The 12,333-nt window shown below is 71.7% G+C and carries 7 protein-coding genes; 3 read left to right on the forward strand and 4 right to left on the reverse strand.

Features of this window, described 5'->3' with window-relative positions; genetic code table 11:
- Positions 1-478 precede the first annotated feature (478 nt).
- The gene (locus tag ABT004_RS16320) at positions 479-1,033 is read right to left on the reverse strand and encodes a MarR family winged helix-turn-helix transcriptional regulator (RefSeq protein ID WP_351336728.1); all 555 of its coding nucleotides are present in this window, start codon (positions 1,031-1,033) and stop codon (positions 479-481) included.
- Between the two features lie 134 nt (positions 1,034-1,167).
- On the opposite strand from ABT004_RS16320, the gene ABT004_RS16325 reads away from it, so the two are divergent.
- Positions 1,168-2,442 carry an MFS transporter gene (locus ABT004_RS16325; RefSeq protein WP_351336875.1) on the forward strand — a complete coding sequence of 425 codons (1,275 nt, stop codon included), beginning with the start codon at positions 1,168-1,170 and terminating at the stop codon, positions 2,440-2,442.
- A gap of 4 nt (positions 2,443-2,446) precedes the next feature.
- Here ABT004_RS16325 and ABT004_RS16330 read toward each other — a convergent pair whose 3' ends face one another.
- Together ABT004_RS16330 and ABT004_RS16335 are read right to left on the reverse strand one after the other, a co-directional pair.
- A complete protein-coding gene (locus ABT004_RS16330) occupies positions 2,447-4,063 on the reverse strand; it encodes an ATP-binding SpoIIE family protein phosphatase (RefSeq protein WP_351336731.1) in 1,617 nt (538 codons plus the stop codon).
- 157 nt (positions 4,064-4,220) lie between these two features.
- Positions 4,221-5,684, reverse strand: coding sequence for an NAD(P)/FAD-dependent oxidoreductase (locus tag ABT004_RS16335; RefSeq protein ID WP_451192784.1), 1,464 nt, complete (start codon positions 5,682-5,684; stop codon positions 4,221-4,223).
- Between the two features lie 374 nt (positions 5,685-6,058).
- Between ABT004_RS16335 and ABT004_RS16340 the strand changes: the two genes are divergently transcribed.
- Positions 6,059-6,823, forward strand: coding sequence for a TetR/AcrR family transcriptional regulator (locus ABT004_RS16340; RefSeq protein WP_351336735.1), 765 nt, complete (start codon positions 6,059-6,061; stop codon positions 6,821-6,823).
- A 253-nt stretch (positions 6,824-7,076) separates the two neighbouring features.
- Positions 7,077-9,002, forward strand: a complete 1,926-nt coding sequence (locus ABT004_RS16345) for a sigma-70 family RNA polymerase sigma factor (RefSeq protein ID WP_351336738.1) — start codon at positions 7,077-7,079, stop codon at positions 9,000-9,002.
- 10 nt (positions 9,003-9,012) lie between these two features.
- Here ABT004_RS16345 and ABT004_RS16350 read toward each other — a convergent pair whose 3' ends face one another.
- The gene (locus ABT004_RS16350; protein WP_351336740.1) at positions 9,013-12,309 is read right to left on the reverse strand and encodes an AfsR/SARP family transcriptional regulator; all 3,297 of its coding nucleotides are present in this window, start codon (positions 12,307-12,309) and stop codon (positions 9,013-9,015) included.
- Positions 12,310-12,333 lie beyond the last annotated feature (24 nt).

Below are 12,333 nucleotides of genomic sequence, written 5' to 3' on the forward strand. Positions count from 1 at the left end.
GTTGATTTTTGGCACGCTGTTGAGTTCTCAAGGAACGGACGCTTCCTTTGTACTCACCCTCGCGGGCTTTCCTCCGGGCGCTTCCCTTCGGTCTTGCTGTTGTTGCGTTTCCGACTCTATCAGACCGTTTCACCGGCCGATTTCCCTCGGTCCCGCTTCGCTTTCCGGCCTTTCGGCTTTCCGGCGAGTCCGACTCTATCAGATCCTTTCGGGCCTGATTTCCAGTCAGAGGGGCTTGTCTTCCCGGCTGTTGGGCCGTTCCGACGTTCCAAACTTTAGCGGATTCCCGGCCCCCGAGCTAATCGGGGGTTCGGAATTGAATTCGGGCATGCCGAACAGAATCCCGGTGGGGTGATCGTGCTGAGATTGGATGCCGCTTGAGCGGCGGATGGCTACCGAAGAACCGTTACGGCTCCGTGGCAACCCGAAGTACCTTACGGATCGGGGAAGGCCGTGTCAACCCTCCCCCGGTCCGGCTTCAGTCGAGGTCGTTGAGGCGGCCGCCGGCGTCCGGCTGGGCGTCTTCCACGCGACGTAGAAGACGGGTGAGGACCTCGCCGAGGGCGCTGCGCTCCGCCGGCGTGAGGTCCTGGAGGAGGTCCTCCTCGAAGACGGACGCGAGGCGCATCGCCTCCAGCCACTTCTCGCGGCCCTCCGAGGTCAGCTCCACGATGACGCGGACGCGGTTGTTCTCGTCGCGGTCGCGGGTGACCAGGCCCTCCTGGACCATGCGGTCGATGCGGTGGGTCATCGCGGCGGGGGTCAGGCCGAGGCGCTTGGCGATGTCGCCGGGGCCCATCCGGTAGGGGGCACCGGAGAGGACGAGGGCCTTGAGGACCTCCCAATCGGTGTTGCTGATCCCTATCTCCGCGGTCTGGCGTCCGTACGCCACGTTCATCCGACGGTTGAGCCTGCCGAGCGCCGAGACGATCTGCTCGACCTGGGGGTCGAGGGCCTGGAACTCGCGCTGGTACGCGGCGATCTGCTCTTCGAGCGTCGGCTCGGTCGCCCGTACGCCTGGGGTGTCCGCCATGCCGCGCAGTATGGCACGGCTGTCGTTGGCGTTGAAGTCCTTGGGTGTGTACTCTTTAGCTTCTAACTTTAGCTTCGAAGTCTTCAGGGGTAAGGCCCCGACCAGCGAAAGGCCAGGTGAAAGTGACCAGGGCGATGGGCGCCGCGATGCGCCGAATTCAGGTGGGCAGCGCGCTGAGCGCGTTCGGCATCGGCTTCACGGTTCCGTTCCTCTACGTGTACGTGGCGGAGGTCCGAGAGCTCGGGGCCGGTGCGGCGGGGATCGTGCTGGCCGCCTTCGCCATGGCCGCCCTGGTCGTCCTCCCCTTCACCGGCCGCGCCATCGACCGGCGCGGGCCGCTGCCCGTGCTCGTCGCGGCCTCGGTCGTGGCGTCCGTGGGAGCGGTCGGTCTCGGGTTCGCCACGTACGAGTCGGCTGCCATCGTGGCCGCCGCGGTGCTGGGGGCCGGGACCGCGGTGCTGCAGCCGGCGCTCGCGACGATGATCGTGTGGTGCTCGGCGCCGGAGACGCGCACCCGTTCGTTCGCGACACAGTTCTTCCTGCAGAACCTGGGCCTCGGCATCGGCGGGCTCATCGGCGGACAGATCGTGGACGAGTCCAGGCCGGACAGCTTCCTGCTGCTCTTCTCCATCGAGGCCGTGATGTTCCTGGTGCTCGCCGGGATCGTGCTGACCGTACGGATGCCGCATTCGCCGGCGCTCGGCGAGGCCGTGCCGAAGGGCGAGGGCCAGGGCGGCATGCGGGCGCTGCTCGGGCACCGGGCGATGATGCAGCTGTGCGTGCTCGGGTTCGTGCTGTTCTTCGCCTGCTACGGGCAGTTCGAGTCGGGGCTGAGTGCCTACGGTGTCGAGGCGGCCGGTATCTCGGCGTCCACGCTCGGGATCGCGCTCGCCGCCAACACGGCGATGATCGTGGTCGCCCAGTTCGCCGTCCTCAAGCTGGTCGAGCGCCGGAAGCGGTCGCGGGTGATTGCGGCCGTGGGGCTCATCTGGACTGTGGCGTGGCTGGCGGCCGGGTACGCGGGGATCGGCCACGGGAGCCAGGCGATGGCGACCGCCGCGTTCATCTCCACGTACGCGCTGTTCGGTCTCGGTGAGGCGATGCTGTCGCCGACCGTGGCGCCGCTCGTCGCCGATCTCGCTCCGGCCGGCATGGTCGGGTCGTACAACTCGGCCTTCGCGCTGGTGAAGCAGCTCGCGCTGGCGGTCGGGCCTGCCGTGGGCGGGCCGATGGGCGCCGCGCTGCACGGGCCGTACATCGTGACGTTCGTGCTGTTCTCGCTGGCCGTCACCGTGCTCGCGCTGCGGCTCGGCAAGCGGCTCACGCCGGTGCAGGACCAGCCGTCGCTGGCCGGCAGCCGTGTGGTGATGCAGAGCTCGCCTGAGCCCGCAGCCGCCACGTCCGGCTGAGACGTCACGCCGGAAGCGCTCCCCCGGCCTTGCCCGGTGGGAGCACGAACTCGCACCACACCGCCTTGCCGCCGCCCGGCGTGCGCCGCGAGCCCCAGTTCGAGGCGATCGTGGCGACGATCGCGATGCCACGCCCCGCCTCGTCCGCCGGTTCCGCGCGGCGGCGGCGCGGCAGGTGGTCGTCGCCGTCGGTCACCTCGATGATCAGGCGGCGGTCCGTGCGGCGCAGGCGCAGGCGCATGGGCGGGGTGCCGTGCTGGAGGGAGTTGGCGACGAGTTCGCTGGCCGCGAGGACGCCCACGTCGTGGAGTTCGTCGGCGAAGCGCCAGCTGGTGAGGACGCCGGACGCGAAGGCACGCGCGCGTGGAGCCGCCTCCACGCCGCCGAGCAGTTCGAGCGCCGCGTTGCGGAAGCGCTCGCCGTCGGTGCCCTTGCGGGCCGGGTGCTGAACGACCAGGACCGCGACGTCGTCGTCGTGATCGGCCGTGACACCGGCCGCGCGGATCAGGCGGTCGCAGACCACCTGGGGCGTGCCGGTCGCGCCCGCCAGGGCGTTCTCGAGCGCGGCCACCCCCTCGTCGATGTCCTCGTCGCGGCGCTCCACCAGGCCGTCGGTGTACATGACCGCCGTGGACCCGGAGCCGAGCGGCACCGAGCCCGAGGCGTGCAGCCAGCCGCCGGTGCCGAGCGGCGGCCCCGTGGGCTCGTCGCCGCGGTGGATCGTGCCGTTCTCGTCGCGTACGAGGATCGGCAGATGGCCCGCGGAGGCGTAGACGAGGCTGCCCTCGTTCGGGTCGTGGACGGCGTAGACGCAGGTGGCGATCTGGTGCGGGTCGATCTCCGTAGCGAGGCCGTCCAGTAGTTGGAGTACCTCGTGCGGGGGCAGGTCCAGGCGCGCGTAGGCGCGGACCGCCGTGCGGAGCTGGCCCATGACCGCGGCCGCCCGGACGCCGCGGCCCATGACGTCGCCGATCACCAGGGCCGTGCGGCCGCCGCCGAGGGTGATCACGTCGTACCAGTCGCCGCCGACCGCGGCCTCGGTGCCGCCGGGCTGGTACGTGGCCGCGATCCGCAGGTCGTCCGGCTCCTCCAACTCCTGTGGCAGGAGGGAGCGTTGGAGCGTGACCGCCGTCTCGCGCTGTTCGCTCTCGCTGGTGCGCAGGCGCTCCGCCGCCTCCGCGTGGTCCGTGACATCGGCCGCGAAGATCAGCACCCCGGGGCCCTCCGCGGTCTCCAGCGGGGTGCAGGTGACGGTGTACGAGCGACCGCCGGACGTCTTGCGGGACTTGACCGTGCGGGGCTTGCCGCTGCGCAGCACCTGGTCGAGGAACGGGAGCAGGCTGAGCTCGTCGAGCTCGGGCAGCGCCTCGTGGGCGGGCTCGCCCGCGGTGCGCTCGCCGAAGGCCGCTACGTAGGCGTCGTTGACGTACGCGATGCGGTGCTCGGGGCCGTGCACCAGGGCGACGAGGGCGGGGATGCGGTCGAGGACCTCGCGTACGGGCAGCTCGTCGACGCCGCCCTCCTCGCCGGGCGCCTCTTCGGACAGGTGCTCGGCGCGGGCAGCGGGGACCGCGCGGCGCTGCGTTCCGGGGAGCCGGGCGCTCCAGCGCGTGAAGTTCACAGGGGAAAAGCCTCGTGGGGTCGAGGGTGGGCGAGGGGCCCGCCCAGGGTCGTGGACCAGTCTGGCGGACCGTACTGACAAACGTCAGACGCCGGTCCGCGAGCGGGGGTTCCGCGCTCCGGTCAGCAGTGCTCCGTCGGGGGCGTCAACAGGACGCTCAGGGCGACCCCTTCGGGTTTTCCGGGGGCCCTTGTGGGGTGTCGCGGGAGGGTCCGCCAGATGGGTCCGTAGGAGGGACCGCTCCGGCCGCGAGTTCGAACTCGGCGCGGGGCTGTTCCAGCGAGCCCAGCGAGACGATCTCTCGCTTGAACAGACCGGAGAGCGTCCATTCGGTCAGAACGCGGGCCTTGCGGTTCACGGTGGGCACCCTGCTGAGGTGGTAGACGCGGTGCATGAACCAGGCAGGGTAGCCCTTCAGTTTGCGACCGTAGACGTGCGCGACGCCCTTGTGCAGTCCGAGTGAGGCCACCGAACCCGCGTACGCGTGCTCGTAGTCGGTGAGGGGTTCGCCGCGCACGGATGCCGCGATGTTGTCGCCGAGGGTGCGGGCCTGGCGCACCGCGTGCTGGGCGTTGGGCGCGCACTCCTTGCCGGGCTCGTCCGCGGTGATGTCCGGGACCGCCGCGGCGTCGCCCGCTCCCCACGCGTGCGGGGCGCCGTCGACGGCGAGCGTGGCGGTGCACTTGAGGCGGCCGCGTTCGTTCAGCGGCAGGTCCGTGGCGGCGAGCAGCGGACTCGGCTTGACGCCGGCCGTCCACACGACCGTACGTGTGGGAAAGCAGGAGCCGTCGCTGAGCACCGCTACGCGGTGCTCGCAGGATTCGAGCCGGGTCTCCAGGCGTACGTCGATGTTGCGGCCGCGCAGTTCGCGGATCGTGTACTGGCCCATTTCCGGGCCCACTTCGGGCAGGACCCGATCGCTCGCCTCCACGAGGATCCATTTCAGGTCCTCGGCCTTGACGTTGTGGTAGTACTTCGCCGCGTACCGGGCCATGTCCTCCAGCTCTCCGAGCGCCTCCACGCCCGCGTAGCCGCCTCCTACGAAGACGAAGGTGAGCGCCGCGTCACGGATCGCCGGGTCGCGCGTGGAGGACGCGATGTCGAGCTGTTCGATGACGTGGTTGCGCAGGCCGATGGCCTCCTCGACGGTCTTGAACCCGATGCCGAATTCGGCGAGCCCGGGGACCGGGAGCGTGCGGGAGACGGAGCCCGGCGCCAGGACCAGTTCGTCGTAGGTGAGGGTGGCCGCGCCCGTCCCCTCCTCGTCGCTGGCCAGCGTGGTGTACGTGGCCGTGCGCTTGGCGTGGTCGATGGAGTGCGCCTCGCCGACGATCACCTGGCACAGGTCGAGCGCGCGGCGCAGCGGGACGACGACATGGCGCGGCGAGATCGATCCGGCGGCCGCCTCCGGCAGGAAGGGCTGATAGGTCATGTACGGGTCGGGGGTGATCACGACGATCTCCACGGCACCGCTCTTGAGCTCCGGTCCGAGCTTCTTCTGGAGTCGCAGAGCCGTGTACATCCCGACGTAACCGCCGCCGACTACAACAATGCGCGTACACCTCGGGGGTACGGGGGTCGTCCCCCGGAAGATTGCAGTCCTCACCCTCCCATGACGCATCGGCCCCCTGCGTTTGTCCACAGCCTCGACCATTTGTATGACGACCAGAAGTACCCCTCCTGGCCCGGCTGTCGACCCGCGCGCGCGGGAGGTGCCCAGGTCAGCGTCCGAAGCGGGGCCCTGGGCCGGGGTGGAGAGCGGCAAGGCCGTCATGGCGAAATCCCGCACGTACTTCTTTCGAGGGGCACCCGGTGCGGAACCTGCCCCTTCTGAATTGCCCCCGGCTCAACTATGTTCGTCTCTTGTCGGGGTGTCTGGGGGGATACGCGGGCGATGGGGACGCGGTCCCGGAAATCGCTGTCTGTTCCTCCGGCTCCGACAGACAATGGCGGGGAGTGTCTCCGGGGGGAGACGTCATTACCGGGGGAACACATATGCACATTCAGGACTCTCATTGGACCTCGACCTCTACCGTCGCGCCCTCTGGCACGGTCGCGGGGGCCAACGGGCGGGGGGCGGGCGACAGTTCGCGCTCCACGCCGCTTCGTGTGGACGCACAGCGCAACCTTGAGCATGTGCTGCGCGCCGCCAGGGAGGTCTTCGGCGAGCTGGGGTACGGGGCGCCCATGGAGGACGTGGCGCGTCGCGCTCGCGTCGGGGTGGGCACGGTCTACCGGCGCTTTCCCAGCAAGGACGTACTGGTGCGGCGGATAGCCGAGGAGGAGACCGCGCGGCTGACCGACCAGGCGCGCACGGCGCTCGGCCAGGAGGAAGAGCCGTGGTCGGCGCTCTCGCGCTTCCTGCGGACCTCGGTCGCCTCGGGTGCGGGGCGGCTGCTGCCTCCGCAGGTACTGCGGGTGGGGGTAGCCGACTCCGAGGACGGCGTGCTCGACGAGCCGCGCGTTCCCGAGCAGCGTGCCGCGACACCGGAGCTGCGGCTCGTCGAGCGACAGCCGGCGGTCGGCGGCGAGAGCCTGCCATCGGACGACTCGGGGGCCGCGGCGCTCCTCGAGGTCGTGGGGCGGCTCGTGGACCGCGCCCGGGAGGCCGGTGAGCTGCGCGCCGATGTGACCGTGTCGGACGTACTGCTGGTCATCGCGACGGCGGCCCCGTCGCTTCCGGACGCCGTACAGCAGGAGGCGGCCTCCGCCCGGCTGCTCGACATCCTGCTCGAAGGGCTGCGGTCCCGGCCGGCGTGACCGGTCGGAACAACGGGCCGGATCCTCACCGAACCGAGGGAGTGACCGCGAGTCGACCACACCGTCACTCGCGGTCAACTCCCGTTGAACGGCACGGTGGTTGATGCTTCCCCGAACGGGTGATCCTTAGGGGTCGAGCACGCGAAATCTCCACGGATGAGTGGTTGCGGTGCAGCAGCTACTTCGGGGGCCCGTGCGTGTGACACTCTTTCCCGGTGATCGGGTCAGAGTGGGCGGTCGGGGGCATTCCGCAATGAGCGTTGACGGGCGGGACGAGCAGCGGCCCGAGGGCGGCGGGACGAGCGCCGAGAGCCCGCCCTCGCGGCAGGTACCGAGCCAGGGCGGTCCGGGGCGCACGCCCCCCGAGCAGCCGGACATCCAGACGGCGGACATCCAGACACCGGACATCAAGACATCCGTGCCGCCTCAGCGCGAGAGCGGCTCACCCGGCGTGGTCGACGGCGAGGCACCGTCCTCCGATGCCGACCTGATCGCCAGCATGCGCGCGGGCGACGACGGCGCCTACGAAGAGCTGTACCGCCGCCACTCCGCCGCCGTGCGCCGCTACGCCCGCACCTGCTGCCGCGACGGGCACACCGCCGACGACCTCACGGCCGAGGTCTTCGCCCGCACCCTGCAGGCGGTGCGCAGCGGCAGCGGTCCCGAGCACGCGATGCGCGCCTATCTGCTGACCACGGTGCGCCGCGTGGCCGCGGGCTGGACGAAGTCGGCCAAGCGCGAGCACCTCGTCGACGACTTCGCCGTGTTCGCCACGCAGGCCGCCCGCTCGTCCGAGGCCATGGACGACGACACGCTCGACCTGGGCGCCGACGTCCTCGCGATGCACGAGGCCGAGCAGTCGATGGCCATGCAGGCCTTCCGCTCGCTGCCCGAGCGCTGGCAGGCCGTGCTGTGGCACACGGAGGTCGAGGAGGAGTCGCCCAGCGAGGTCGCCACGCTCTTCGGGCTCGACGCCAATGGCACGCGCGTGCTCGCCAAGCGGGCCCGCGAGGGCCTGAAGGAGGCCTACCTCCAGGCCCATGTCTCGACCACGCTCACCCAGTCCGAGGAGTGCGCACGCTACGCGGACCGGCTCGGCGCCTACGCGCGCGGCAGCCTGCGCACGCGGGCGGAGCGGGGCCTGCGCAAGCACATGGAGGAGTGCGCCAAGTGCCGGCTCGCGGCCGGCCAGATCAAGGAAGTCGCCGGCGGCATCCCCGGTGTCGTACCGATCGCGGTCATCGGCTGGTTCGGCGCGGCCGGGTACGCGAAGGCCGCGGCGTTCATCGGCGGTGGCGCCGCGAGTGCGGCGGGCGCGGCCGGAGCGGGTGCGGCCGCGGCGACGGGCGGCTCCTCGAGCGGCGGCGCCGCCGGAGGCGCGGCGTCCGAGGGGCTCGGCGCCCCCGCGAAGGCGGGGATCGCGGCCGGTGTGGTGGCTGCCGGCACCGCCGTCGCGCTGGCCATGGCGCTCACCGGTGGAGACCCGAAGCCGAAACCGGAGGCCCACGAGCAGGCGCCGCCGCCCGCCTCGCAGCCGATCGAGCCGAAGAAGCCCAAGCCCGAACCGAAGAAGCCGACGCCGGAGCCGAAGCCCCCGGTGGCCAAGCCGACGCCGCCGAAGCCCTCCCCCAAGCCGACCCCGAAGCCCACGCCCAAGCCGACACCTCCGAAGCCGAAGCCGCCGGCTCCCGAGCCGACACCGACGCCGACGAAGCCGACACCGACGCCGACGCCTCCACCCGCCCCGGCCGTCTACCAGGTGAACAAGCTGCAGCACGACCTTGTCGGGGACGGCTCGAAGCCGGAGATCCGCCTCGGCGAGAGCAGCTGGGTGTGGCAGCGCTACGGCATGTCGATCGCCGACAAGCAGTACGCGAACGGGGTGTCGGTGCACTCCCGGTCATCCGTCACCATCGACCTCAACCGAAGCTGCACGGCGTACGACGCCCATGCCGGTGTCGACGACATGACGCTCGGTCTCGGCGCCGTCCGGTTCTCCGTCTACGTCGACGGGGCGCGGGCCTGGAGCTCGTCCGTGGTCAAGGGCCGTGACCCCGCTGTGCCGGTTCATGTGAACGTGGCCGGGGCGAAGTCGATCCGGCTCGTGACCGAACCGAACAGCCCGGCCGACTCGGTGGCGGTCGCCGACTGGGCGGAGTCCCGCTTCACCTGTAGCTGATCACCCGGCGTCAGCCACCCGTATCGGCGCCGGTGTCCAGCTCCGCGAGGAGCTGCTCGTGCGTGAGGGCGCCGCCCGCCGCACGCTCGGCCTCGTACCGTACGGCGCCCAGCTCGGCCCGCGCGCGGGACTCCACGGCCTCGTACTCCTCGCGCTCCGGCATCGCCCTCGGCAGACCGGCGCGCATCACGTCGGCTGCCGCGAAGAGGCGCACCGCACGTGCCATGTCGCCCACGCGCGCGTGCAGTGCGGCTCCGACGTCGACAAGGCCCGCGGTCACCAACTCGGCCGTCTGCCCCAGGACTTCGGCGCGCAGCAGGCGGACCACCTTCCGCAGGCCGGCGCCGGGCCCCGACTCCGCCGCCGTGACGCGCGCGTCGACCACACCGAGGGCCGCGACGAACTGCGGCGGCGGGGTGCCGCCCTCGGCCACCGCGCACGAGGCGTCGAAGTGCTCACGCGCGCCGGCCACGTCACCGTCTGCCAGAGCGAGATACGCCCGCAGCAGCCGGGCGAAGGCGGCGGTGTCCACCACCCCGTACCGCTCCGCCTCGTCGGTCGCCATGTCGAGCGTCTTCTGCGCGGTGGCCCGGTCGCCCGCGCGGAAGGAGATCTCCGCGAGGCGCGCCATGAGGAACGGCGACTCGGCGTGCGCCCCCACTTCGTAGGCGAGCATCAGCGCCTCCTCGTACTCGCCCCTAGCCTCCTCGAACCGGCCGCGCCCCATGGCGGCCTCGCCCGCCGCGCTGCACACCTGGGCCCGCATCCAGCGGTCGCCCACCCGGCGGCTCAGACCCCGCAGTTCGGCGAGGTCGTCGTCGACGCCGCTCATGTTGCCCGGCATGTCGACGGCCATGTGCGCGCGGAACATCAGGGTGACGCCGAGCTCCCAGTCGCCCCCGAAACGGCGGCAGTTGGCGACCGCGGCGTCCAGGTCGGTGCGCACGTCGCGGCCGTCGAGCAGGAACAGCGTGAACGGCCAGATGATGCCGGGGAAGCGGGCGCCTTCCGGGTTGGGCGGCGCGAAGACGGCCTGCACGCGCAGCGCGTATGCACGCTGCTCCCCATCGGCGACCGCGCTCTGCGGGTAGATCTCGGAGAGCAGGAACAGGGAGAGCAGCCGCAGGTTCATCTGCGGCCAGTACATCGGGTCCTCGGTGTCTTCCGGTAGCTCGCCGTCCGGCAGCATCTTCATGATGCGCTCGACCCAGTTCGAGCCCTCGTGGCGGTAGTTGCGCAGCCACCAGAACCAACCCATGTGCAGGGCAAGGGCGATCGCCGACTCCAGGTCGACGGGCCCCGGCCCGGACGTGACGCGGGTCAGCGCCGCGCGGATGTTGTCCAGCTCCGCCTCCAGGCGCTGGATCCACGGGAGTTGCTCGGCGGTTCGCAGCTTGGGGTCGGCCGCCTCGACCAGCGCGCGCAGGTGGGCGATGTGCCGCCGCTCGGCCCCTGCCAGGAGCTCGGGGGCCTGCGCGGCACGCTCCGTCGCGTACTCGTGGATGGTCTCCAGCATCCGGTAGCGCATGCCCGCGCCGCGCTGCTCCTGGTGGGGTGCGGCGACGAGCAGGGACTTGTCCAGGAGGGAGCCGATGACGTCGGCGACCTCGTCCGTGGAACACACGGCCTCCGCCGCCTCCATGTCCCAGCCGCCGGCGAAGACCGAGAGCTCGCACAGGGTGCTGCGCTCCCCCTTGTCGAGCAGGTCCCACGACCAGTCGACGACCGCGCGGAGGGTCTGCTGGCGGGGCAGCACGGTGCGGCTGCCGCCGGTCAGCAGGCGGAAGCGGTCGTCGAGCCGGTCCGCGATCTGGCGGGGCGTGAGCAGTCTGAGGCGGGCAGCGGCCAGCTCGATGGCCAGCGGCAGCCCGTCGAGGCGGCGGCAGATCTCGGCGACGGCGGCCTGATCCTGGCTGGGGTCGAAGCCGGGGCGGACCGCGGCGGCCCGTTCGGCGAACAGGCGGTGGGCGGGGTCCGGGGGCAGCGGCTCGACGGGGCGCACGGACTCCCCCGGAACGCCGAGGGGTTCGCGGCTGGTGGCGAGGATCGTGAGGCCGGGGCAGCGCGTGAGGAGGGTCTCGGCGAGCTGGGCCGCTGCGCCGATGACATGTTCGCAGTTGTCAAGGATCAGGAGCAGGCTGCGGTGGGCGCAGTGCTCTACGAGGAGGCTGGTCGGATCGGTCTGCGGGCCCGACAACTCGTTCGTCATCAGGACCGTCTCACGCAGGTCCAGTGCGCTGACCACCGCGCCCGGCACCGCCAGCGGATCGTCGAGCGGCGCCAGCTCGACCAGCCAGGCCTGGGACAGCGGTGCCGCTGCCTCCTCCGCCAGCCGGGTCTTGCCGGAACCGCCCGGCCCCGTGAGGGTGACCAGACGTGCTCCTCGCAATTGGGAACGGATGGCGGCGAGTTCAGGTTCCCGCCCAACGAACGAATTCAGCCGCGGCCGAAGATTCCCGGTTCGAGCCGGGGGCCGCTCAAGCCCCTGCGGCACGTCAAGCCCTCGCTTTTCAAGCCCCGCCTGTGGACGAGAGCCAGCGGGGTCCGGGGCAGAGCCCCGAGGCCGCAACCCCGGGTGGGCGGCAGAATCGGCAGGCGCCAGCAACTCAGCATGCAGCGCGGCCAGTTCGGGCCCGGGATCCGCCCCCAACCCTTCCGCCAACACACCCCTCGCATCCTCAAACGCGGCCAACGCATCCGCCCTCCGACCGGAGTCCCGCAGCGCCCGAATCAGAAGGCCCCGCAGCGGCTCGTCGTACGGATGCGCGGCGGTGAGCTCCCGCAGCTCCGGTACGAGGTCGAGGGCGCGCCCCAGGCGCAGGTCCGCCTCCACGCGCGCGCGGACGGCGTCCTGGCGGCGGGCCTCGTAGCGGGTGGCAGCCGTGTGGTCGGGGAGGTCGACGAGGGCCGGGCCGCGCCATAGGGCGAGCGCGTCCCGCAGCACCCGGGCGGCGGCCTCCGGGGCGTCCGCCGCAAGGGCCGCGACGCCCTCGCGGGCCAGGCCTTCGAAGACGTACAGGTCGATGTTCCCGCGGCCCGCGGCGAGGCGGTAGCCGCCGGCCTCGGAGGTGACCGCCTCCTTGCCGAGTGCGCGGCGGAGCCTGCCGACCAGCGCCTGCAGGGCGGCCGGGGCGTCGGCGGGCGGGTCTCCGGCCCAGACGTCGTCGATGAGCGCTTCGGTGGGGGCGGTGTTCGGGGCGTGCAGGGCCAGGGCCGTGAGCAGGGCGCGCAGCCGCGGGCCGCCCACGGGCACGGGTGTGCCCTCGTCGTCGTATGCCTGTGTGGTGCCCAGGATTTTGTACTGCACTGAGGCATTGTCGCCGCTCGGCGG

It is taken from the genome of Streptomyces sp. NPDC002790 (assembly GCF_040295505.1).
GTDB lineage: Bacteria > Actinomycetota > Actinomycetes > Streptomycetales > Streptomycetaceae > Streptomyces.

Bases quoted from the DNA above. Each gene is read 5' to 3' on its own strand.
- ABT004_RS16340 (WP_351336735.1), top strand. From the start codon at position 6,059: ATGCACATTCAGGACTCTCATTGGACCTCGACCTCTACCGTCGCGCCC.
- ABT004_RS16325 (WP_351336875.1), top strand. From the start codon at position 1,168: ATGGGCGCCGCGATGCGCCGAATTCAGGTGGGCAGCGCGCTGAGCGCG.
- ABT004_RS16345 (WP_351336738.1), top strand. From the start codon at position 7,077: ATGAGCGTTGACGGGCGGGACGAGCAGCGGCCCGAGGGCGGCGGGACG.
- ABT004_RS16335 (WP_451192784.1), bottom strand. From the start codon at position 5,684: ATGCGTCATGGGAGGGTGAGGACTGCAATCTTCCGGGGGACGACCCCC.
- ABT004_RS16320 (WP_351336728.1), bottom strand. From the start codon at position 1,033: ATGGCGGACACCCCAGGCGTACGGGCGACCGAGCCGACGCTCGAAGAG.